Here is a 22,225-nt window from a genome sequence, read left to right as displayed (position 1 = left end):
TTGCTAATTCTTGAGGAATTTATTATGGCAAGACTTTTGTCAAACAAGATAACAGGGATATGGTTGTTGTTGCTATTCACTGCATCCCATGCCTCTCATTTATTGAATTATCAATTACTCGGTGGCATCACTAAGCTGCAAGCACAGCAGAGGCTCAAGCAACTACCTCCTTTTTCTAATCAAGAACCACACTTTGACAGTCAGCTATATAAAATTACTTATCAAACCAAAGACCCAGATGGCGAGTCAACTCAAGCTTCGGGTTTAGTGACTTTTCCCACGCACTCAAAACCATTGACGGTTGTCATGTATTTTCATGGTACTCGAGTACTACATAATGATGTACCTAGTCAGGGCTTTTCGCCAGGTTATGATTTTTATTCTGCCATTTTTAGTAATGTCAATGGCTGGATGTTAGTTATGCCAGATTATTTGGGTTATGGTGATAGTCCTTTAAATTTGCACCCTTATGTCGACGCACCAACAATTTCATCAGCCAGTATAGATGCATTAGTAGCAGCTAAAGAATTGGCGCAACAATTATCCGTGCCCATTACCAACCAATTACTCTTAGTAGGCTATTCAGAGGGCGGATTCTCCACCATGGCGGTTTAGAAGCTCTTGAAAAGGATTTTCCTGAGTTACCAGTTACAGCTGCTGCTCCTGGCGCAGGGCCTTATGATGTGGATGAAACGTTGGCTTATGTTTTATTTGATGCACAAGGTAACGGAGCTTTTTATTCAGCATTTTATTTTTATTCATTATATCATTACCAACAGTATTGGCATGACTTAAGTGATGTTTTTCAGCACCCTTATGATAAAATGATTCCAGGGTTATTTGATGGCCAGCATGATGTTGATACCATTCGATCGGCATTACCTGCAAATTCACAAGCTTTATTACACCCGGCTTTATTTAAAGCTTTTGAGCAAGGAACAGAACCACATTTAGATCAATTGCGTCGAGAGTTTAACCGATATCAATTTGTACCAAAAGCCAGCCTACTGTTAGTAGGTAGTCGAGGCGATACTGATGTGCCATTCAGTAACTCAGCTTTAGCTTACCGTATATTTAGTACTATGGGCTGCGATGTGGCACTGAAAAGTGTGAGCGATGAACAGGATCATCGGCAAGCCTTTTTGTCTGTTATTTTTGAACAAGTTGAATTCTTCAAGACTAAGCTAGCTAGTTGATGGTCGATCGATTTTCTAGTCAAAAAAATTAAGAATAGTAGTGCCTCACGGAAGGGATTTGTTTTTTCAGCGCCAAAGATAAAACTTTTACCTGAACCAGATTTAAGGAAACCTTATCCATTAAGTTGGGATGAACAGCATAAACTGTTTCAGCAGTTACCGGAACATCTGAAAAATATGGCTTTGTTTGCCGTAAATACCGGATGTCGGGATCGCGAAATATGTGAACTGCGCTGGGATTGGGAAATACAAATTCCAGAATTGCCACACATCATCGTTTTTATTGTACCAGGGGAACTGGTCAAAAACGGAGAAGAACGGCTGATTGTTTGTAACGAAACAGTTTGGGAAGTGATAGAAGGGGAGAGAGGTAAACATCCTACTCATGTCTTTAGTTATAAAGGTCGACCATTAAGTCGTATGTTATCGACTGGTTGGCGACAGGCTAGAGAAAAGGCGAAATTGGCTGAAGTAAGAGTGCATGATTTAAAGCATACCTTTGGCAGACGATTGAGAGCTGCGGGGGTAAGTTTTGAAGACAGGCAAGATTTACTTGGGCATCGTTCAGGTAGGATTACAACTCACTATTCTGGCTCTACCCCAATTAAGGGGGCACTTTAATCGAATTAGTCTAAACTAAGTCCTTGATTTAGCGATCAAAAGGAGATTAAAGTGCCCGGATATAATCTTATCCTAAATTTACCTGGATTTTCTATAGTAAAAGTGAGTGGTTATCACCCATTAATATTAGATGTGGTGTATCAACGAAAAGCCCGTTGTTCCGATTGTAAAAGCAAAGAAGTAAGGAAGAAGTCGAGCAAAATAAGAGAAGTTCACCATGAGTTAATCGGTCATAGAAGAACGTTAGTGCGATTTAAAGCCTATAAGTTGTATTGCAAAGTCTGTAAACGCTACGGGAATCAGCAATTTCCCGGAATAGCCAAACACCAAAGGTCCACTGAACGGTTACAAGGAGAGGTATTCCATAGCCATACTAAGGGCGTGTCTCAAAAAGACTTGGCGAGCTATTATAAAAAAGGGAAAGCGACCATAGAGCGTTGGTACCAACGTCGTTATCGTCTCGAACATCAAGAATTACTCAATAGACCTTGTCCACAAATCTTAGGTATTGATGAGCATTTCTTTAGTAAAAAAGAGGGGTTTGCTACTACTTTATGTGACCTAAGGAAACATAAAATCTTTGATGTGGTTCTTGGGCGTAGTGAGCAGGACTTATCAACCTACTTAAATCAATTGCCCGGCAAAGAAAAAGTGAAGGTAATTTGTATGGATTTAAGCAGTACTTATCGGTCACTGATAAAAAAGTACTTTCCTAATGCGCTTATAGTAGCTGATAGGTTTCATGTCATACGGCTCATGCAACACCAGTGCATGATGACTTATCGAGAACTGTCTCATCAGGTCAAAAATAATCGAGGAATCCTCGCACTATTAAGAACAAGAGCAGACCGCCTCACTCCTGAGAAACAAAAGAAACGAGATGCCTTCTTGGCCCAAAATCCAGCCATAGAGGCTATTTATCAATTTCAACAACAACTTCATCAACTGTTAATGAACAAGTCTTTAAATCAAAAGAAGTGTCGCGAGGTAATACCTGTTTTTCTGGAGATGCTCAACGAGTTAAAGCAAAGTCCTTTCAAAGCCTTGTCTGCTCTAGGTAAAACGTTGATTACTTGGAAAGATGAAGTCGCTCGAATGTGGCGATTTACTAAATCGAATGGAATAACAGAAGGCTTTCATCGAAAGATGAAACTAATACAACGTAGAGCTTATGGCTTTAGGAATTTTGAAAATTATAGAGTGCGTGTTAAGGTGCTCTGCGGTTGATTGAAGCTGCCCCCTTAAATGGGAAAGAGCCCACAATGGTTTTTGTGGGGTTGGGATAGTCGATTGCAACTTATTGATTTTAAAGGTTTTAATTGGTGGGCCCACTAGGATTTGAACCTAGGACCAACGGATTATGAGTCCGCTGCTCTGACCAACTGAGCTATAGGCCCGGAAGAGGTGGTCATTGTAAACTTAATTTGTGTAATGTTCTAGTATTTTTTAATTTTTTTGATGTTCTTTTTAAAAAAATTTTCGGTGTTTGTTATTCGCTTTAGTTAATTGGCCAATTCAAGCTGGTGTAACGTAGCAACAGTAATGCTACGCTGTTATCCTGAGGAGCTTGTGACGAAGGATCTCCTTTGCCGCACTCTGTATGACAGATGAGTAGGTTAGTACAGCATGGATGGAGCAATGCGTAATCCGAACTCAAAGCTCGAATCAGATTTTGATCCTGGGCTACGGCGGTGCTTTCACCCGGGTTACATCTTTTAAGTTGATGCCATTAATAGCTCAGATCCCCCATGTGAATGTTTACATTAACTGCCGTTCCTGATCGTGGGGGATCTGACCTACAGATTATGATCACTATTTTTGTTTTAATATTCTGATGCGCATAAAAAAATGCCGCTTTAACAGCGGCATTTTTTTATTAGCCTTCATCACCTTCTAAGAAGCTTCTTAGCTTCTCTGAGCGGGATGGATGGCGTAGTTTACGCAGCGCTTTTGCTTCAATTTGGCGGATACGTTCACGGGTTACATCAAATTGTTTACCTACTTCCTCTAGAGTATGGTCGGTATTCATTTCTATACCAAAACGCATACGTAGGACCTTAGCTTCACGTGGAGTTAATGTTTCTAAGATTTCCAGTGTTGCTTCTCTCAGGCCTTCTGCTGTAGCCATGTCTATAGGTGATTCTATGTTGTTGTCTTCAATAAAGTCGCCTAAATGAGAGTCGTCATCATCTCCAACTGGGGTTTCCATGGAAATAGGTTCTTTTGCTATTTTTAGGACTTTGCGAATTTTATCTTCACTAAGCTCCATTTTTTCCGCTAGTTCTTCAGGAGTGGCTTCGCGGCCTGTTTCCTGGAGGATTTGGCGGGAGATACGATTAAGTTTATTGATGGTTTCAATCATGTGAACGGGGATACGTATAGTACGTGCCTGGTCAGCAATAGAGCGGGTGATTGCTTGCCTAATCCACCATGTTGCATAGGTAGAGAATTTGTAACCACGACGGTATTCAAATTTATCTACTGCTTTCATCAAGCCAATGTTACCTTCCTGAATCAAATCAAGGAATTGTAAACCACGGTTGGTATATTTTTTGGCAATAGAAATTACTAAACGTAAGTTTGCTTCGACCATTTCTTTTTTAGCACGTCTGGCTTTAGCTTCACCTATAGACATCTTACGGTTAATGTCTTTAATTTCACTAATACTTAATCCGTACTCTATTTCAAAAGAAGCTAATCTGGATTGTAGACGAAGAATTTCATCGGTGTATTCTTCTATACGTTGTACATCGAGTTTTTTGCCATTTTTTGCTACCAAAGCCTCCAGCCATTTGAGATCAGTTTCTTGGCCTGGGAAGGTATCAATAAATAATTTACGTGGAATTCTTGCTTTTTCTATGCAAAGACGCATTATACCACGTTCAAATTCACGAATATGATTACGCAATTGACGGAAATGACGCGTTAATTTATCTACCTGTCTTGACGTTAATTTAAGTTTCAAGAAGGAGTCAGACATCGCATCCAGCATTTTAATTGTTTTGGGATTGGTACGACCATGTTCTTTTAATGTCTTAATGGCATCATTATAGTGGATGCGCAAATCATCAAAATAAATTTTAGCCTGTTCAGGATTTGGGCCGTCATCAACTTCACCTAAACCACCCTCTCCTTCTCCTTCTTCATCTTCCTCATCATCTAGATTGATAATGACTTCTTCTTGTTGATCCTCATTAAGCATAGAGCCTATATTGGCAGCAGGGGCAATTTCTTCGTCAGAGTCGGCAAAGCCGCTAATGATTTCACTAAGACGGATTTCTTCTGCGTTGAAGCGATCATAATCGTCAAGAACCAATTGCACCGTTTCTGGGTAATGAGCCAAAGACTTAAGAACTTGGTAAATACCTTCTTCAATGCGTTTGGCTATGCGAATTTCACCTTCACGGGTCAGTAGTTCTACTGTTCCCATTTCACGCATGTACATGCGTACTGGATCGGTAGTTCGTCCTGTTTCTTTATCCACAGAAGCAAGTACCATTGCTGCTTCTTCTATGTCTGGCACTTCTTCTGTATTTAATAGAAGTGCTAACTCGTCCTCACTAGGTGGTAGTTCAAATACTTTGATGTTCATGCCTTCTAGCATGCTGATAATCACATCAAAATGTTCTGTATCTACTATGTTAGGTAGTAAGTCGTTAATTTGACTGTAAGTCAAGTAACCCTGTTCTTTTCCCAGGCTGATGACTTTAGTTATCTGTGAGCTCTGCTGTTCTTGGTCATTCATGGTCATAGGCACTTCTTATTCAGGGATAATTAGGATTTACAAAAAGGTTTAAATTATAAACTGGCTGACCGCAACATACCAGTAGTTCAGGTTTTATTTTTTACTATTTGTTAACACTTAATTGAGTAGTCAATCAGTAATAATTAATAATAACTTGTTGAATAATCAATATTTTTATATAGATTCCTTGGTGGGTATTGAACCTAGATAAGGTGAAAACAAAAACAAAAAAATAAAAAACCTTCCATATAACAGGGTATACCAATTTTCAACATGAGGCAAATAATCGGTCAGATTGACTTATAAGTAAATATATCCATTCAGTTCTGAGTATGTTTTTCTTTTAGCATTTCACGCAAAGTCAGTGCTTCTGTTTCAGTTAAGCCAACTAGGCGTGATTTTTCAATTAATTGACGGATTAATAGTTCCTTATTTTGTTTTTGTAAAAATAATAAGATATCAATAAATTCCTTAATTAATTCTTGTTCCGGAACTTGATGATCCCAGGCCGCGAGCTTATTAATGGAATCAAAATAGTCGCTGTTACGCCATGACTCTATCAAAGTAGCGGTAGTTGCTTGGGGATCATCTGCTAATTGTTGCAATAATTGTAGCAAAATATGATGTTCTTTGTCGTCAAGTAACTTGGGATTAATATGGGGCGCACTTTGTGTGTAAATTTCTGGGCTTTGTAATAGTAACGCTATGGCTAGTCGGATCGGTGTGCGGGTAATAGTAGTTAATTTCTCTTGCGATTTAATTTCTGAATTTTCAGTAATGAGGAGATTAAGCCTGTGATTTTCTATATGAGTTAATCGTGCCAAATCATCTATAAGCAATTGTTTATAAGAACTTTCACTCATTTTTTGTAACAATGGTTTCGCGAGATTGATGAGTTGAGTTTTGCCTCCGCGACTTGACAAATTCAGGTCTTTTGTCAGGGTATCAAAGAAAAAACGGTGCAAGGGAGTTGCTTGTTGCAGGCGCGCTAAAAAATTTTCTTTTCCTTCCGATCTAACCAGACTGTCAGGATCATGTTCTTCAGGTAAAAACATGAAGCTAGCGTCTAATCCTTCATTGAGGTGGGGTAGGCTGCTCTCTAGTCCTCTCCACGCGGCTTGTCTTCCTGCAGCATCACCATCAAAACAAAAGATCAATTGCTTCGTATGTTTGGCTAATAATTGAATGTGATAGGTACTTGTTGCTGTGCCCAGAGTGGCTACAGCATTGAAAATACCGTGTTGCGCTAGGGCAATAACATCCATATATCCTTCGACAATAATGATATTATTTACCGTTTTTTGCTGACTTAATATTTGATGTAAGCCATAAAGCTCGCGGCTTTTTTGAAAAATTACGGTTTCAGGAGAGTTGAGGTATTTGGGTTTTTGTTCGGCATCTAGAACTCGTCCGCCAAAACCAATGATACGCCCGTGGCGATCATGAATAGGGAACATGATTCTGTTGCGATAACGATCATAAATCTTACCGTCATCTGTTTTAATGAGCATTCCTGTTGCAATGAGTTCTTTTTGGTGACGAGGGTATGCCTTTTCCAGGTTATGCCAGCCTTCTGGAGCAAAACCTAATTGATATAACTTGGCTATAGTCCCACTTAGTCCTCGACCTCGTAAGTAATCTATTGCCACTTGACCATCGAATTTTAATTTTTTTTGATAGTAAGTATTGATTTCACCGAGCAGTTTATAAAGATCAGTGGAGGTGTTATTTTTTTCTGCTTGCCCTTCGCGCGGTACAGTCAGACCTAATCGAGCAGCTAGAGTTTCAATAGCATCAATAAAGCCCACATTTTGATAGTTCATTATAAAGCTAATTGCATTTCCTGAGGCACCACAGCCAAAACAGTGATAGAACTGTTTTTTAGCGACTACATTAAAGGATGGGGATTTTTCATTATGGAAAGGGCAGCAGGCAACGTAGCTAGTTCCTCTTTTTTTTAGAGGAACATAGCTGTCAACTAACTCTACCAAATCTGTTCGATGGAGAAGATCATCAATGAATGGCTGCGGAATTAAGCCAGACATAGTAATTATTAACTCAATTTGGCCTTAATTAAGGCGCTCACTTGGGTCATATCAGCACGCCCTTGTAATTGGGTTTTAAGCTGTGCCATCACTTTACCCATATCGGCCATTTTTTCAGCGCCAGTTGCTGCTATGGCTTCTTTAACTAATTGTTCTATTTCTGCAGCGGATAAAGGCTCAGGGAGATAGCGTGAAATAATGTTAAGTTCGAATTGCTCTTGCGCAACTAAATCATCACGATTTGCTTTTTCATATTGAGCGATAGATTCTTTTCGTTGTTTAGTCATTTTATCTAGAATGGCCAGCATTCGCTCTTCACCCACTTCAATACGCTCGTCTACCTCAATCTGCTTCACTGCCGCAGTAATTAAACGTAATGTGGTGAGTAGGTTTTTATCCTTCGCACGCATAGCATCTTTGATATCATTATTGAGACGTTCTTTTATAGTCATTTTTATTTCCTCAAAACGAAAAGGCCACATAAATGTGACCTGAACTTCGGCGATCAGATTATTTCGCTATTTTTAGCAAAAAACCGGATACAATTACTTACGTCTATGCTTCATAGAACGTCGTGAAGATGTATCACGAGAAAGCTTTTTCAGATGACGTTTTACTGCAGCTGCTTGTTTACGTTTACGCTCAGCAGTTGGTTTTTCATAAAATTCACGACGGCGTAATTCGGTTAAAATACCGGCTTTTTCACAAGAGCGTTTGAATCGACGCAATGCATATTCTGGGTTCTCGCCTTCTTTTACACGAACGGTAGGCATTAAACTAGTCCTCTGGTTATTTGATCTATATAGGTGGGCAATTCTAGTGCTAGTTTTAATAATCGTCAAGTTAAATTAACTTAAAGTTACGTTGAGATGGAAATTTAGCCAAATAATAGTCTTGAACGTGATTAAATGAGCTTGTGGTATAATGCAAACTATTTTAAATGATGTATTAATAACGCCATATAAACCCCAGGGTTTTATTATGACATTATTATGATTTTGAGGTTGGTTATGCGGGTATTAGGTATAGAGTCTTCATGTGATGAGACCGGAGTGGCTATTTATGATTCGCAGGCTGGTTTATTAGCCCATGCATTGCATTCACAAATTGCAACTCATAGTGTGCATGGCGGAGTTGTGCCGGAACTTGCTTCTAGAGACCATGTGAATTATTTAGTGCCTTTGGTCGATCAGGTACTTTCGGAAGCTCAATTAAGTAAAAAAGATCTAGATGGCATCGCTTATACAGCAGGTCCTGGTTTAATTGGTGCTTTATTGGTAGGGTCATGCTTTGCTAAAAGCTTGGCTTACGCCTTAGGTATACCAGCTTTAGCCATCCATCATTTAGAGGCTCATATATTAGCTGCCAAAATGGAAACCCCTTCTTTGGAGTTTCCTTTCATTGCTCTTTTGGTGTCCGGAGGGCATTGCCAATTAATTAAGGTAAACGCTTTAGGAGAATATGACTTACTAGGTGATACTCTCGATGATGCTGTAGGTGAGGCTTTTGATAAAACAGCTAAATTAATGGGTATTCCTTATCCCGGCGGTGCCGTGTTGGCTTCCCTTGCTGATCAATGCGCCACAACTCCTTATCATTTTCCTCGTCCTATGACTGATAGGCCGGGGTTAGATTTTAGTTTCAGTGGACTAAAAACTCATGCCCTAACAACTTGGAATAACAGTGGCAAGGAAGAACAAGATCGTTTAGCTATTGCTAAGGCATTTCAGCAAGCTATAGTGGATACCTTAATTATTAAATGTAAAAGAGCAGTACAACAGTCCGCTTGTAATCGCTTGGTAGTTGCTGGTGGCGTCGGCGCTAATAAAGCATTGCGATTGGCTTTACAGGAGTGGATAAAAAATATTCATGGACAGGTTTATTTTCCTGCTCTTGAATACTGCACTGATAATGGGGCTATGGTTGCTTATGCGGGTTGTCTCAGGATGTTGTGCGGAGAAAAGGATTCAGGGATTGGAATAGAAGTTAAAGCACGCTGGCCATTAGCCTGAGCCCTTGGCAAAAGATCGACTTGGTGCGTAATGGGCTGTAAAAAGAGGTAAGACAGCTGCTGTAAATGCTTCTGCATAGACTTCAGGACTTTGTACCAGATGAGCATAAACATCATAGGGAATATTTTGCGTAGACTCACTACTATCACCTAAACGAATGTCGCCTAGATTAACAATCCCATTGGTAAAATTGGAAATCATACCTCTGGTTACCCATTGTAATATGGATGCTGTCCCTCGATGATAAGGATAAGAGCGGACCAGATGGAAAACGAGTTTACCTAATTCCGTTACAAATTCTTCGTCATTCAACTCTTTGCTCTTACATCGTGCGAGAAAGTGCTCGTCAAAAAAACGAAGCATTCTTTCAAAGGTTTCTTGATCTAACTCAGAAAATTGTACACTGACTTGCAGAGGCGTTAATAGTTTTTTAGGATTTTGTTTTATGGTCAATTGCATTTCTTGATCTGGAAGCTCTATTTCCTCTCCGCCATCAAGCTGAAAAGCCAATTTGTTTATGAGGGTAATAGTAAATATATTGTTTTTTGATTGGCTTTTACTAGAGGCCTCTGCTATCAAAGCGGGGAGATCATAATTTTGTGAAATTATTCGAGCCACTGTAGGAAATAAAGACGTGTTGATTATTGATGTACTGTCATTTGAATAGGTATCTTGTAGTGACTTTCCTATTCTAACACCACCAAAGTTATAAGGATTATTAGACTCTTTTCTGTAAATAGCTATACGCTGTCTTATATCAGCGGCAAGGCTCAATTGTTCTTGTAAGGGTTTACCCTCATTTATTGTTGCGGCAAGTAGATGTTCTGCTCCAATACTGTAAATAGTCCACATGCGTTTATAGCTATCTTCATCACGACTTGCAGCACCAAAAAATGCATAACCAGTGGCTGTCGTTCGAGCTGGACACGATTTGTCTGGGAATGAGGAACCAAATAGAAAAAGAGGGGTAATGGTTTCTGGCATTACAAGGCCTAACTGGAAAAGAGAGGTCATCTGGTTATGAATTTGAATTATTTTTTCATTAGGCTCATCATCAGCCAAGAGAAATATCATTTCTAAACCATTAAATGAATCTTCATTTAATGCCTGATATTTGGAGATATTAGTTATAATGTCGTGCATACGGTTGAGATTAGAACATATTTTGCATAGTTCTTTTCGCTCACATGAGTCAATGTCACTGGGAATAAAGTAATGTTGTATTCTTTGAATTAGAGCGGCTTTTTCTCCTGCATAGCCTGGAAATTGGGATAATAATTCAGTGAATTGAGTTTCATATTGGTGAATCGCATTTCTATAGTAATCGGGACTTAATTTATTCGCACATAGAGTAAGTTCTTCTATGCAATTTTGAGTTACGGCTTTAAACAAATTAACACTGAGTCGTTGAGGGGAAGAGCAAGCAGAATAACGTTGCTCTAATGAGATAATATCCCCTTCATCTTGTGGATAATCTTCTTCTAGTTTAGTGAGTACTTTCTTAAGCTCATCAATATTATGCATTAATATATCGTACAGCCTAGAAGGTTCTTCTGAAGTATTTTCTGGGTTCTGCAACAATTCTTGGGCGTAACGAAAACTTCTATGCCAATCAGCAGTAATGATCTCTAAAAACTCTGTGTTCAGATATTGTGTTTTAAGGTTTTCAATCTCAATAGATAAATTCTTTAGGTATTGTTCAAAAACTTGTAAGTTATGTTCTTGTTCTGAGCTTACGGAGTCGGTGATAAATAGTTTTTTGCAGCGAGATAAAAGGTCGATGATTCTTGCGGACCACATCGAGTCTAATAAATCTATTCTATAACCTGCACCATCCATTACCAGACAATTATCAGGAGAGTCGTTATTTGTTGCTTCACGGACAACAGGTTCACCATCTGAGTCGGCTTCGGGAAACCCTTGTTTTAGGCGAGTACTAGCTTCATGGTCTCCTGGATAGTCTTCGATAATAAACTCAATAGAATCCAGCCTTAAATAAGATATTTGAGGCCAATGACTAAGTACATCCGTAGTAAACTTAAAATTGATTTTCATACCATTATTCTCCTTCATTAAGGGTATGTAATGGTAATTATAGTCGGATTATGTCTCCTTAGTTTTATTTATTTTAGTTTTATTTGGAGTAGCTTTTTTTACTGTCTTTTTTACCGGTTTTTTTACTGATTTCACCGTTTGATCAGTATTTTTGGTTTTGGGCTTAACAGCCTGGCTTTTTTTAATAGGTTCTTTTGTTTTAGCTATTTTTTTAGTCTTGGGTTGTTGTGACTGTATTGCCTTTACAGGAGTTTCTTCTTTTAATAAGGGCAATTGTTCTTCTATTGTTGATTTTTCTGTTTCCGTATGCATTGTATGCAGTTCTGGCTCTATGACTCGTTCCATCACATTGGATTTTAATTTTATTTTGGGCTCTACTCCATCAATAAGTCGAGTAATATTATTTCTATGCTTGAATAGAATTAGGATAACCATAATGAATAATGGTGGAAGAATGTCCTGTCGGCCTATAAGTAGTAGAGTATAAAATGGGGATAGGCCAATAGCCGTTATAGACGCTAAAGAAGAATAACGACTGAATTTAGCTATTAGCAACCAGGTGATTGCAACCATGACTCCAATGATAAAGTAAAAACCTAATAAAGCACCTATCGCGGTAGCAACACCTTTTCCTCCTTTAAATTCGAAGAAAACAGGATACATGTGGCCGACAACAGCAGCTAGAGCAGTAAAAGAGACTGTAACCGCATCGGCTTCGAACACCTTGGCTATAAGTACAGGAATAGTTCCTTTGAGGAGATCAGCGAGCATTACAAGGGCGGCATATTGCTTGCCAGCAAGGCGGAGCACATTGGTTGCCCCAGGATTTTTTGATCCTTCTTCGCGAGGATCAGGCAAGCCAAATAAACGGCATACTATAACTGCTGAGCAGAAAGATCCCATTAAATAACCAAGGGCTACTAAGAATAGAGAAAGAACCACTGATCACTCCCGTTGCAAAATATTTTTTATTATCAAGGAAACTTTATTTTCTAGCAACCTAAAGTTTTAATGCTAAAGATCGGGGTGTAGTCGAACCGGCCCTAGGGCAAAAAGAGGGCTTGCAGATCATTGGTGTAACGTCTGCCTAAAGTAGTAATTTGCCATTGAGTGTCGGTGAAGGTAATCAGATTTTTGCTTGCGGCGAGTTGTAATTTGGGTAAGAGATGAGTGAGATCTAAACCTGTAGTTTGAGTAAATAATTCCATAGGAATGGGCTGCTCTAGGCGTGTGGTATTAAGCATGAATTCAAATATTAGCTCTTCATCCGCAACTAATTCCATAGTGGCAAGGAAGGGTTTTTCTGAATTTTGATAGTCTTTGGGTTGTCTGTATTTCTGCGTTCTTTGAACCCCTTGGTTGGTGGTTAATTTTCCATGCGCTCCTGCACCAATGCCAAAATAATCGCCAAATGACCAATAGTTTAAATTATGCCGAGCTTGTTTGTTTGGTTTAGAAAAAGCGGAAATTTCATAACGGTTAAACCCTGCCTCTTTTAATAAGTTAAATCCTTGCTCTTCTAACAAAAACGCATCGTCTTCTGAAGGTAAAGGGGGTTGTTCTTTGTAAAAAACAGTATTAGGTTCTATGGTTAATTGGTACCAGGACAGATGTTCTGGTTGATAGTTTATAGCCGTAGTCAGATCCTCTAAGCCTTGAGCGACACTTTGTTGGGGTAAACCATGCATGATGTCTAGATTCAAATTGTCAAATCCAGCAAGGCGTGCTGCTTGGATGGCACTATGAGCTTGTTGCTCATCATGAATGCGTCCTAATGCTTTTAAATGCTGAGGATTAAAACTTTGGATACCTAAGGACAAGCGGTTGATGCCTATTTGTCTATATTCCGTAAAGCGTTGCTGTTCCACGCTTCCTGGATTGGCCTCCATGGTAATTTCTATGTTCTGAGCAAAGGGGAGTATTTTTTTTAATTCTGTAAATAAAACTCTGTATGCTTCTGCAGAAAAAAGGCTGGGGGTGCCTCCGCCTATAAAAATGGAGCAAATTTCACGAGCACCGAAATAAGAAACATCTGTTTGTAAATCAGCAACTAATGCTTGAACATAACTCTGTTCAGGTAAGATCTCAGGACTCTTATGAGAGTTGAAATCACAATAAGGGCATTTGCGAATACACCAAGGAATATGAATATATAAAGATAAAGGCAGCATTACTATTTTTAGACTGGCTTGTTTGGGAATGCAATAGTATCATGATCGCAGTTTTGTCACAAAATAAGTGATATCGAATCATGCGTGAAAAACCAAAGTGCAAACAAAGAACAGTAGTTGCAAAATCACGGTTGTTTACTATAGAAGAAATGCATTTAGAGTTTTCTAATGGCACGCAAAGGATTTTTGAGCGGATAAAAAGTCATGGTCATGGCGCAGTATTGATTGTTGCTTTAACGCCAGATGAGTCTTTAGTATTAGTTAGAGAATATGGTGCAGGAACTGATAGTTACGAGTTAGCCTTTCCTAAAGGGATTATCGATCATGGAGAGAGCCCAGTGGAGGCTGCGAATAGGGAGTTGCGAGAGGAAACTGGCTATGCGGCCAGAAAACTTCATTGGCTTCGCTCGTTGACACTTGCTCCAGGATACTTTGGTGCTCGTCTTGAGTTAATAGTTGCCCAAGATTTGTATCCTTCTCCTTTACCGGGGGATGAGCCTGAACCTCCTGAGGTGATCGAGTGGCCTTTAAGTGCGAGTATGGAGTTATTAGAAAAGCCAGATTTTACCGAGGCGCGCAGTATCGCTGCGCTATTTTTAGTTAAAGAGTGGTTGAATAAGAGGAAATAACATGACAAATAAACGAGTTAGAGTCGCTGTTACAGGTGCCGCAGGACAAATTGGTTATGCTTTATTGTTTCGTATTGCATCAGGACAAATGTTTGGCGCGCATGTTGATGTAGAATTAAATTTACTTGAGCTTGAACCTGCTCTTCCTGCACTGGAAGGGGTTGCAATGGAGCTTGATGATTGCGCATTTCCCTTATTAAAAAGAGTGGTGTGTACTGCTGATATGAATAAAGCTATGGACGGAGTTAACTGGGCTTTATTGGTTGGTTCTGTTCCACGTAAGCAAGGCATGGAGCGTTCTGATTTATTACAAATTAATGGCGGAATATTTACGAAACAAGGTCAGGCTATTAATGATCATGCCAGTGATGACGTTCGTGTATTCGTCGTGGGTAATCCTTGCAATACTAACTGTTTAATTGCAATGCATCATGCTAAGGACATTCCTAATGATCGATTTTATGCAATGACCACTTTAGATGAGTTAAGAGCACGTACTCAATTAGCGAAAAAAGCAGGGGTAGATATTACTGCTGTTAGCGAAATGACCATTTGGGGTAATCATTCTGCTACGCAATATCCTGATTTTTATAATGCTAAAATTAATGGTGTTTCTGCAGCGAAAGTAATTAATGATGACGCCTGGTTGAAAGATACTTTTGTTTCTACAGTACAACAGCGCGGAGCGGCAGTGATTAAGGCTCGTGGCTCTTCTTCAGCAGCTTCAGCAGCGAATGCCATTATCACTGGCGTTAATCATTTAGTAAATGATACTCCTGCTGGTGAGTCATTCTCTATGTGCCGCCACTCTGATGGAGAATACGGTGTTGATGAAGGATTGATTTTCTCATTCCCTTGCCATCGTGAAAAAGGTGAGTTAAAGGTAGTCGAAGGCTTGGAACAAAATGATTACAGCCGTGAAAAATTTAATGCTACCTTAAATGAGCTTAGACAAGAACGCGATACAGTTAAATCTTTAGGTTTATTAGACTAAGTGATATGAGACGCACAGTTGGGCTGCACTTTGTTTAGCCCAACTGTGCTGTCGTCCAAGGAGCTTGCGACGAAAGGCAACAAATTGGCCGACAAAATTTAATTCAAGACTAGGAGTAACTTGTAGCCTGGTTGGTTCTCATCAATATGGTTTCATCACTTCACCAAGAAGCTCTTCTTGTGGTAGCCGCACTCGTTCTTGATGTTTAGCATAGCCTTCACTTTGATATAGTTGAAAAAATATCGAATTGAATAAAATGGGTTTTGCTTCAGCATTGCGTAATAGGGTCGAGATTGATCGCCCATTAGATAAGATATCATTAAGCGTATGCACTAATTGCTCTACTTGTTCAAAGGGCTGGGCCTTTTTATGAACAAAAGAGGCAATATGTTTGATTATTGATTTTGCTATTTGTTGATCAGTTAAATAGAGAATTAACCGACTATGGCAAATTTTAATAAAATTCTTTTCCGAATCCATGATGAGATGAAATAAAAAATCAGGATTTTTTTTCAAATAGGAGCTTAACTTTTGGCTAAATCCAAGTTTATTCTTATTGTCAATGAGGGCCTGAGTGACTTCATTCGGTTCTAACTGAAAAAAAGACTTTCCTGTTCTGCTGGTAATCCAAGTAATTAAATCAGTATCTTTTGTTGCATGATGAGAGCCAAACTGAAAGCGTGACGAGGCTTGGGTATGTGTTTTTACCCTAGTCCAATCTATAGACTGAGTTTGGTGTATTGCTGCTAGAGCATCCATCGCTGTTTTAATTACATCAAGACTAACATGCCTTTTTCGAATATAAGGCATTGCGTCTATAATCGCTTTTTGCAAAGAGAGGAACGTATTGGTAGCATTAGGATTATAATGTTCCATGGCTTCTCGCAGCAGTTGAACTGCTGGATAAATGTACTTTCCATTTCTCATTACTTCCAAATGAAAGACAGACTGTAACGATTTTATCAATGCAGAGAAGGGCGCTTTCATACAATATTCCTTATCTATCCCTTCTTTAAAAGTAGTTTATAAAAATCATAAACGCCAAATTTTTTGCATAATGAATTGCAAAACACATTATCAATTTATAATTTCTATCGATTTTATAAATATAATTGATTTTATTTATCAATTGTTTTCATCTAAAGTTAACAGTGAGTGAAGAACATTTTATTGAGGAGAAAATGATGGTTACAGTTGGTGAAAAATTTCCACAATTTCAATTAAAGGCCACCGTAAGCAATGATTTGAATAATGCTTTTCAAATGATTACTAATGAAACATATCAAGGAAAATGGTTGGTTGTGTTTTTTTGGCCTAAGGATTTTACTTTTGTTTGTCCCACTGAAATTGCAGATTTTGGTCGGTTAAATTCAGAGTTTGCCGACAGAGATGCACAAGTTCTAGGAGCTAGCATCGATAGTGAGTTTGTGCATTTAGCATGGAGGAATCAGCATCCGGATTTAAAAGATCTTCCTTTTCCAATGTTGGCTGATGTGAAACGAGAGTTAACTCAAAGTTTAGGCGTTTTAGATGGGCAAGAAGGAGTCGCACAGCGAGCTACATTCATTGTCGATCCACAAGGTATCACTCGTTTTGTGATGGTTACTGATTTAAATGTTGGGCGCAATACTAATGAGGTCTTACGAGTCCTCGATGCGTTACAGACAGATGAGCTCTGCCCGTGTAATTGGAAAAAAGGCGAAGAAACTATTCATCTATAATAACTCTGAATTGAGGTATGCATCATGTTAGAGAATATAAAACAAGGTATTCCAGATATTGCTAAAGATATTCGCTTAAATCTTAGTAAAGTATTGGATTTATCACAAAATGATGGGTTAACTGAAGGGCAGATCTTAGGTTCTGCCCTGGCTGTTGCTTATTCTTTAGGTGATAAAGAACTCGTTACGGAGTTGAAAGAGGCAATTACTGATGAGCCATTAGTCAATGCGGCGCAATTGGCTGCTTCTTTAATGGCTATGACTAATATTTATTATCGTTTCACCCATCTCACTGGAAGCGCGGAGGTTGGGCATATTCCTGCGGGGTTACGCATGCAAGGAATGATGAATCCTGGGGTGGATAGAGTGACTTTCGAAACTTTGTCTTTAGCGGTTTCTGCACTTAATGGATGTGGCACTTGCATTAGTTCACACACGCGTCAATTGCAGGAGCATGGGTTGTCAGCTGCTACTATTGCGCGTATTGGTAGGATTAGTGCAGTGATTCATGCTGTTTTTGTTTGCAGGCAGTTAGCCAGTTGATGAGATATAGCGTACCCCACTTAACTTTATACAGCGTTGCAAGCTCACTCGGCTTCAGTCATGTATATTGATATGATCCTTTGCTTCATTCGTCTAAAGTTTAGTCGGGGGCACTTTAGATTAAGTCTTACCAATCACACCACAGGCTTCACGAGCACCGCCGCCACCTAATGGGGGAGTATCACTATAATTGTCGCCATTGGCATGGATCATTACGGTTAAACCCTTCAAATTTTTTAATTTTAAACGAGGAGCTAAAGTAGGGGTGTTTGCTTTGCCCTCACTAGTAACATAGAGAACGGGTAAATCTCCCAAATGTCCTTTGCCATAAGGGCCCTGATGGCTATTAGTATTGGCTGGATCATAATGTCCTCCAGCGCTCATGCCGCTGTTTCCACAATTGGGGTGTTGGTGAAGATGGAATCCGTGTAATCCTGCGGGCAGGTTATGTAAGTCAGGAACAATGAGCAATCCATAAGGGGTTTCACTAAAGATAACCGTTCCTAAAGATTCTTGATTGGCGCCTGTTGCATGTATCGTCGCTGTAATGGATGCAGCATGAATTGCATTGATGCTGAATAAAGAACCAATAAATAGCGCAATTAGTTTATTCATTCTCTTTCCTTGAGTTATTTTTTAGCTAGTATTACTCAAGAAGAGGATTTATTCTAGACCTGTATTGATTAAATTTTTTCTTTGAAAATAAGTGGTTATGGGATAATTTTGTAACTTATCAATAAGTTCGAGAAAAAATGTCATCTCGGGTTTATTAAGATGTTACGTGATTTTTGTCGTTGCTTTAATGCATCAAACACTTTATCTGTGCGTGTTTGTTGTTCATCAAAATAGTTTAGAAAACCAATCTTAGAATGAAGTCAGTTGTGTATTTTAGTGTCACTATATTCATCATACTCTCGTTTAAGTAATAGGTCATAATCTGCAGTCTTTATGCTATGTGTTATTTCTTAGGTTATCTTTAACTTAATCGAGGCGGTAGGCATACAATGCCTACTTCTAAAAGAGACCAATGGTCTCAGGTCCTATGCAGACTGGTTGGTTTGCAGCGTCTCTGATAGAATATTCTTCTTGCTTATTTCGGTATTGAATTATGCAATCCTTCAAAGTGAATTGTATTTTAGTAGGCACTATCGTTTTATGGGCCTCAGCATTTGTTGGAATAAGAATTGCTCTGGCCGACTATTCTCCAGGGCCTCTTGCTTTATTGCGTTTTCTTGTTGCCTCTTTCTTTATAGCGGTTATTTATCATTATCAAGAAGTTAGAAAACAGATGCCATGGAAAGATCGCGTGCAATTACTCATTGGGGGAATGCTGGGCATTGGTATTTACAATATCTGCCTTAATTACGGTGAAATTTCGGTGTCGGCGGGAGTGGCTAGTTTCATTGTAGGTTTAATGCCGGTAATTACTATATTGTTTTCTTTCATTTTTTTTCAGGAAAAATTAGCCGGGGCTGCATGGGTAGGGATTTTAATTAGCCTGTTGGGTTTATTTTTATTGGCCATTGGTGAAGGTTTCCATAGCGAGATGAGGCAAGGTATTTTATTGGTGTTAGTGTCTGCTTTGATGGGGGCTATTTTAACCATTATCCAAAAGAATTTTTTGAATAAATACCATCCTGTTACTACTATTGCTTGGGTCATGTGGGGGGGGACTTTACTGTTATTGCTCTATACTCCTGATTTAGTGAAAGAGATTAAAATAGCTGATTATCAGTCTACTGCTGCGGTGGTTTATATGGGGATTTTCCCCGCCGCGTTAGCTTATGTTGGGTGGAGTTATGTACTGAAAAAACTGACTGCATCTACAGCTTCGACTACTTTATACTCTTTGCCCATAGTTTCTACCGTGTTGGGTTTTATTGTCCTGGGCGAACAACCCTCATTAATTTCTTTAATTGGTGGTGGGCTGGCATTGTTTGGTGCTTTAATTTCTCGTCACTATCAAACAAAAGATGACTTAAATATGCCTTTAGATAAAAAAGTGGTTGCTGTATAACCAGTAGGGTTTATACTTCTTTGTTAAGTATTTAATTATTAGAGAGTCCTCATGGAATTGAGAATTGATAATACCCCTTTTAAATCCCTGTTTCAGCCTTTAGATTTAGGATTTACTCAGTTAAAAAATCGAGTACTCATGGGGTCTATGCATACGGGGCTTGAAGAGGATAAAGAAGGTTTAAAACGTTTAGCAGAATTTTATCGCGCTAGGGCATTAGGTGGCGCCGCTCTAATTGTTACCGGAGGTTTTGCTCCAAATCGTGCTGGACGTCTGGCTCCGTTTTCAGCAAAATTGACTAATCATAAAGAACAACAAAAACATGAAGTAGTCACGCATACAGTGCATGAGGCAGGGGGAAAAGTCGCCTTGCAAATTCTACATGCAGGACGTTATGGTTATCATCCTTTCATTGTCGCTCCCAGTGGCATTAAATCCCCTATTAGCCCATTTAAACCTTGGGTCATGAGTAAAAATCGGATTAAGAAAACCATCAACCATTTTGCTCGTTGTGCTCGTCTGGCTCAGCTCGCTGGATATGATGGCGTGGAGATTATGGGAAGTGAAGGGTATTTAATTAATCAATTTATCGTATCTCATACCAATCAACGTCAAGATGAATGGGGGGGGAGTTATGAGAATCGTATCCGTTTTCCCGTTGAGGTGGTTCGCCAAGTTAGAGAGGTCGTAGGCGAGAAATTTATCATTATTTATCGTTTGTCCATGTTGGATTTAATTGCTCAAGGCAGTAGTTGGGATGAAATCGTCACTTTAGCCAAAGCAATAGAGCAAGCGGGGGCTAGCATTATTAATACAGGTATTGGTTGGCATGAAGCACGTATACCAACCATTGCCACCATGGTGCCCTCTGCAGCATTTACTCATATAACCCAACATTTAAAGCCTGAAGTCACTATACCCGTGATTACTTCTAATCGTATTAATACACCGGAGTTGGCCAATCACGTAGTAGAGTCGGGCATGGCCGATATGGTTTCTATGGCAAGACCATTTTTAGCGGATCCTCTGTTTGTTGAAAAAGCCAAATTAGGGGAAAGTGATGCTATTAATGTATGTATTGCGTGTAATCAGGCCTGTTTGGATCAGGTATTTGTTCACAAAACAGCATCTTGTTTGGTTAATCCACAAGCATGCAATGAAACAGAGTTAGTCTATCAAGCAGTACATCAACCCAAATCTGTTGCTGTTGTTGGTTCGGGGCCAGCCGGTCTTGCTTTTGCAGCAGTAGCCGCAGAGCGGGGACATAAGGTAACTGTGTTTGAGAAAAACGATGGTCTTGGAGGACAATTTAATTTAGCAAAACGAATTCCAGGTAAAGAAGAATTTCAACATACGCTTAATTATTTTAATTATCAACTGCAAAAATTTAAAGTCGATATTCGTTTAAATACTGAAGCAACAGCTTCTATGCTAGAGGACTTTGATGAAGTCATTCTAGCTAGCGGAATTAAGCCGCGAGTCCCTGATATAAAAGGTATAGATAATAAGAAAGTCGTGAGTTACATCGATGTGATTATGGGGCGCAAGGAGGTCGGAGCTCGGGTGGCCATTATTGGTGCAGGCGGCATTGGCTTTGATGTTGCTGAGTTTTTGACTCATGAGCATCACGCAAGTAAAGAACAATTTTATGATGAATGGGGTATTGATGTCACAGGACTACACCGAGGCGGAGTGAAAGAGGCCAAACGCTCTTCGAGTCCGCGTGAGGTTTATTTGTTACAACGTAAGAAAGAAAAAATGGGGAAACGTTTAGGTAAAACAACCGGTTGGATTCATCGTTTAAGTCTAAAGCATAAACAAGTCCAAATGATCTCTGGAGTAATTTATGACTTAATTGATGATGAAGGATTACACCTTACTCTAGATGGTCAGCCGCAATTACTGGCAGTGGATACCATTGTTATTTGCGCAGGACAGATTGAATTCAAAGACCTGTATAACCCTTTAAAACAAGCTGGAAAGTCAGTTCATTTAGTGGGTGGTGCTTATAAGGCATTAGAATTGGATGCGCGTCACGCTATTGATCAGGCATGTCGTTTGGCTGCTTTAATATAACGGGTTGTTGGCAAATTTTGAGGGAAGTCATTTAGAGCTTAAGTAGTATTTATTGCTTAATATTAATGGTAATGCTGCTTATGTGTCACGGCGTGTTCGCGGCATTTATCAAGACCACAATTTGCTAAATTGCGTTTATTTTTATTTAACCATTTCCTGGATGTCGCGAACAAGTCGCGGCACATAAGAGTAGGACTAAATTGCAAACATAGCCAATAAAATCGCAGAGAAAAAATTATTTTTAAATCTAATTTAACTGAAAAAAACTATATTATTCAATAAGTAAGTCATTCTCTGTAAAGAGAAAAATAATAAATATAGTGCAAAATCTTGCTTATTTTGTTATTATACTGTTCAATTTTATAACTGTTCATGGCTTTGTTATTTTCAAGAGATTCCT

At 39.1% G+C, this 22,225-nt stretch carries 19 protein-coding genes, 1 tRNA gene and 1 pseudogene; 11 read left to right on the top strand and 10 right to left on the bottom strand.

The genetic code is table 11. The features are described from left to right. Positions 1-24 precede the first annotated feature (24 nt). The 4 genes and pseudogenes from LFA_RS19610 to LFA_RS14940 all read left to right on the top strand — a co-directional run bounded on the left by LFA_RS19610 (position 25) and on the right by LFA_RS14940 (position 3,044). A complete protein-coding gene (locus LFA_RS19610) occupies positions 25-615 on the top strand; it encodes an alpha/beta hydrolase family protein (RefSeq protein WP_052673995.1) in 591 nt (196 codons plus the stop codon). Between the two features lie 68 nt (positions 616-683). Further along, positions 684-1,196 carry a hypothetical protein gene (locus tag LFA_RS19605; protein WP_052673994.1) on the top strand — a complete coding sequence of 171 codons (513 nt, stop codon included), beginning with the start codon at positions 684-686 and terminating at the stop codon, positions 1,194-1,196. Between the two features lie 15 nt (positions 1,197-1,211). Next, a pseudogene (locus tag LFA_RS14945) lies at positions 1,212-1,793 on the top strand (site-specific integrase); the annotation flags it as partial. A gap of 75 nt (positions 1,794-1,868) precedes the next feature. Further along, the gene (locus tag LFA_RS14940) at positions 1,869-3,044 is read left to right on the top strand and encodes an ISL3 family transposase (protein WP_045096886.1); all 1,176 of its coding nucleotides are present in this window, start codon (positions 1,869-1,871) and stop codon (positions 3,042-3,044) included. A gap of 93 nt (positions 3,045-3,137) precedes the next feature. Here LFA_RS14940 and LFA_RS14935 read toward each other — a convergent pair. From LFA_RS14935 to rpsU, 5 genes are all read right to left on the bottom strand, one after another. After that, a tRNA-Ile gene (locus tag LFA_RS14935) sits at positions 3,138-3,214 on the bottom strand. 479 nt (positions 3,215-3,693) lie between these two features. Next, positions 3,694-5,568, bottom strand: a complete 1,875-nt coding sequence (rpoD, locus tag LFA_RS14930) for an RNA polymerase sigma factor RpoD (protein WP_045096885.1) — start codon at positions 5,566-5,568, stop codon at positions 3,694-3,696. Positions 5,569-5,882: 314 nt separating this feature from the next. Next, entirely contained in the window at positions 5,883-7,607 is a 1,725-nt protein-coding gene (dnaG, locus tag LFA_RS14925; RefSeq protein WP_045096884.1) for a DNA primase, read from the bottom strand. Positions 7,608-7,615: 8 nt separating this feature from the next. Continuing rightward, the gene (locus LFA_RS14920; RefSeq protein ID WP_045096883.1) at positions 7,616-8,059 is read right to left on the bottom strand and encodes a GatB/YqeY domain-containing protein; all 444 of its coding nucleotides are present in this window, start codon (positions 8,057-8,059) and stop codon (positions 7,616-7,618) included. Positions 8,060-8,152: 93 nt separating this feature from the next. After that, on the bottom strand, positions 8,153-8,380 hold the full coding sequence (rpsU, locus tag LFA_RS14915; protein WP_045096882.1) for a 30S ribosomal protein S21: 228 nt from the start codon (positions 8,378-8,380) through the stop codon (positions 8,153-8,155). Positions 8,381-8,617: 237 nt separating this feature from the next. Between rpsU and tsaD the strand changes: the two genes are divergently transcribed. Continuing rightward, positions 8,618-9,619 (top strand): tRNA (adenosine(37)-N6)-threonylcarbamoyltransferase complex transferase subunit TsaD, encoded by a 1,002-nt coding sequence (gene tsaD, locus LFA_RS14910; protein ID WP_045096881.1) that lies wholly within the window; start codon positions 8,618-8,620, stop codon positions 9,617-9,619. Here tsaD and LFA_RS14905 read toward each other — a convergent pair. The 3 genes from LFA_RS14905 to hemW form a co-directional block, all read right to left on the bottom strand. Then, positions 9,611-11,674: a hypothetical protein gene (locus tag LFA_RS14905; protein WP_045096880.1), complete on the bottom strand. Its 2,064-nt coding sequence runs from the start codon at positions 11,672-11,674 to the stop codon at positions 9,611-9,613. The two genes, tsaD and LFA_RS14905, sit on opposite strands and share 9 nt — an antisense overlap. Before the next feature lie 48 nt (positions 11,675-11,722). Further along, positions 11,723-12,616 (bottom strand): glycerol-3-phosphate 1-O-acyltransferase PlsY, encoded by an 894-nt coding sequence (gene plsY / locus LFA_RS14900; RefSeq protein ID WP_084602204.1) that lies wholly within the window; start codon positions 12,614-12,616, stop codon positions 11,723-11,725. 101 nt (positions 12,617-12,717) lie between these two features. Then, positions 12,718-13,845 (bottom strand): radical SAM family heme chaperone HemW, encoded by a 1,128-nt coding sequence (gene hemW / locus LFA_RS14895; protein ID WP_045096879.1) that lies wholly within the window; start codon positions 13,843-13,845, stop codon positions 12,718-12,720. A gap of 80 nt (positions 13,846-13,925) precedes the next feature. Between hemW and nudE the strand changes: the two genes are divergently transcribed. After that, a complete protein-coding gene (gene nudE, locus LFA_RS14890; protein ID WP_045096878.1) occupies positions 13,926-14,474 on the top strand; it encodes an ADP compounds hydrolase NudE in 549 nt (182 codons plus the stop codon). Position 14,475: 1 nt separating this feature from the next. Further along, complete coding sequence (locus LFA_RS14885) at positions 14,476-15,468, top strand: malate dehydrogenase (RefSeq protein WP_045096877.1); 993 nt, start codon at positions 14,476-14,478, stop codon at positions 15,466-15,468. Between the two features lie 141 nt (positions 15,469-15,609). Here the strand turns inward: LFA_RS14885 and LFA_RS14880 are convergent, their stop codons facing one another. Beyond that, positions 15,610-16,455 carry a hypothetical protein gene (locus LFA_RS14880; protein ID WP_045096876.1) on the bottom strand — a complete coding sequence of 282 codons (846 nt, stop codon included), beginning with the start codon at positions 16,453-16,455 and terminating at the stop codon, positions 15,610-15,612. Between the two features lie 197 nt (positions 16,456-16,652). On the opposite strand from LFA_RS14880, the gene LFA_RS14875 reads away from it, so the two are divergent. Together LFA_RS14875 and LFA_RS14870 are read left to right on the top strand one after the other, a co-directional pair. After that, on the top strand, positions 16,653-17,189 hold the full coding sequence (locus LFA_RS14875; RefSeq protein ID WP_045096875.1) for a peroxiredoxin: 537 nt from the start codon (positions 16,653-16,655) through the stop codon (positions 17,187-17,189). Positions 17,190-17,213: 24 nt separating this feature from the next. After that, complete coding sequence (locus tag LFA_RS14870; protein ID WP_052673993.1) at positions 17,214-17,732, top strand: carboxymuconolactone decarboxylase family protein; 519 nt, start codon at positions 17,214-17,216, stop codon at positions 17,730-17,732. Between the two features lie 120 nt (positions 17,733-17,852). On the opposite strand, the gene LFA_RS14865 is transcribed toward LFA_RS14870, so the two are convergent. Further along, positions 17,853-18,347, bottom strand: a complete 495-nt coding sequence (locus LFA_RS14865) for a superoxide dismutase family protein (RefSeq protein WP_045096873.1) — start codon at positions 18,345-18,347, stop codon at positions 17,853-17,855. Between the two features lie 493 nt (positions 18,348-18,840). Between LFA_RS14865 and LFA_RS14860 the strand changes: the two genes are divergently transcribed. Continuing rightward, positions 18,841-19,749, top strand: a complete 909-nt coding sequence (locus LFA_RS14860; RefSeq protein WP_045096872.1) for a DMT family transporter — start codon at positions 18,841-18,843, stop codon at positions 19,747-19,749. A 51-nt stretch (positions 19,750-19,800) separates the two neighbouring features. Continuing rightward, entirely contained in the window at positions 19,801-21,825 is a 2,025-nt protein-coding gene (locus LFA_RS14855; protein WP_045096871.1) for an NADPH-dependent 2,4-dienoyl-CoA reductase, read from the top strand. The last annotated feature ends 400 nt before the right edge of the window (positions 21,826-22,225 follow it).

Source organism: Legionella fallonii LLAP-10, assembly GCF_000953135.1.
Taxonomy (GTDB): Bacteria; Pseudomonadota; Gammaproteobacteria; order Legionellales; family Legionellaceae; genus Legionella; species Legionella fallonii.
This window is presented reverse-complemented; position numbering and strand designations above follow the sequence as displayed.

Bases quoted from the DNA above. Each gene is read 5' to 3' on its own strand.
- LFA_RS19610 (WP_052673995.1), top strand. From the start codon at position 25: ATGGCAAGACTTTTGTCAAACAAGATAACAGGGATATGGTTGTTGTTG.
- rpoD (WP_045096885.1), bottom strand. From the start codon at position 5,568: ATGACCATGAATGACCAAGAACAGCAGAGCTCACAGATAACTAAAGTC.
- dnaG (WP_045096884.1), bottom strand. From the start codon at position 7,607: ATGTCTGGCTTAATTCCGCAGCCATTCATTGATGATCTTCTCCATCGA.
- LFA_RS14920 (WP_045096883.1), bottom strand. From the start codon at position 8,059: ATGACTATAAAAGAACGTCTCAATAATGATATCAAAGATGCTATGCGT.
- rpsU (WP_045096882.1), bottom strand. From the start codon at position 8,380: ATGCCTACCGTTCGTGTAAAAGAAGGCGAGAACCCAGAATATGCATTG.
- tsaD (WP_045096881.1), top strand. From the start codon at position 8,618: ATGCGGGTATTAGGTATAGAGTCTTCATGTGATGAGACCGGAGTGGCT.
- LFA_RS14905 (WP_045096880.1), bottom strand. From the start codon at position 11,674: ATGAAAATCAATTTTAAGTTTACTACGGATGTACTTAGTCATTGGCCT.
- hemW (WP_045096879.1), bottom strand. From the start codon at position 13,845: ATGCTGCCTTTATCTTTATATATTCATATTCCTTGGTGTATTCGCAAA.
- nudE (WP_045096878.1), top strand. From the start codon at position 13,926: ATGCGTGAAAAACCAAAGTGCAAACAAAGAACAGTAGTTGCAAAATCA.
- LFA_RS14885 (WP_045096877.1), top strand. From the start codon at position 14,476: ATGACAAATAAACGAGTTAGAGTCGCTGTTACAGGTGCCGCAGGACAA.
- LFA_RS14880 (WP_045096876.1), bottom strand. From the start codon at position 16,455: ATGAAAGCGCCCTTCTCTGCATTGATAAAATCGTTACAGTCTGTCTTT.
- LFA_RS14875 (WP_045096875.1), top strand. From the start codon at position 16,653: ATGGTTACAGTTGGTGAAAAATTTCCACAATTTCAATTAAAGGCCACC.
- LFA_RS14870 (WP_052673993.1), top strand. From the start codon at position 17,214: ATGTTAGAGAATATAAAACAAGGTATTCCAGATATTGCTAAAGATATT.
- LFA_RS14865 (WP_045096873.1), bottom strand. From the start codon at position 18,347: ATGAATAAACTAATTGCGCTATTTATTGGTTCTTTATTCAGCATCAAT.
- LFA_RS14860 (WP_045096872.1), top strand. From the start codon at position 18,841: ATGCAATCCTTCAAAGTGAATTGTATTTTAGTAGGCACTATCGTTTTA.
- LFA_RS14855 (WP_045096871.1), top strand. From the start codon at position 19,801: ATGGAATTGAGAATTGATAATACCCCTTTTAAATCCCTGTTTCAGCCT.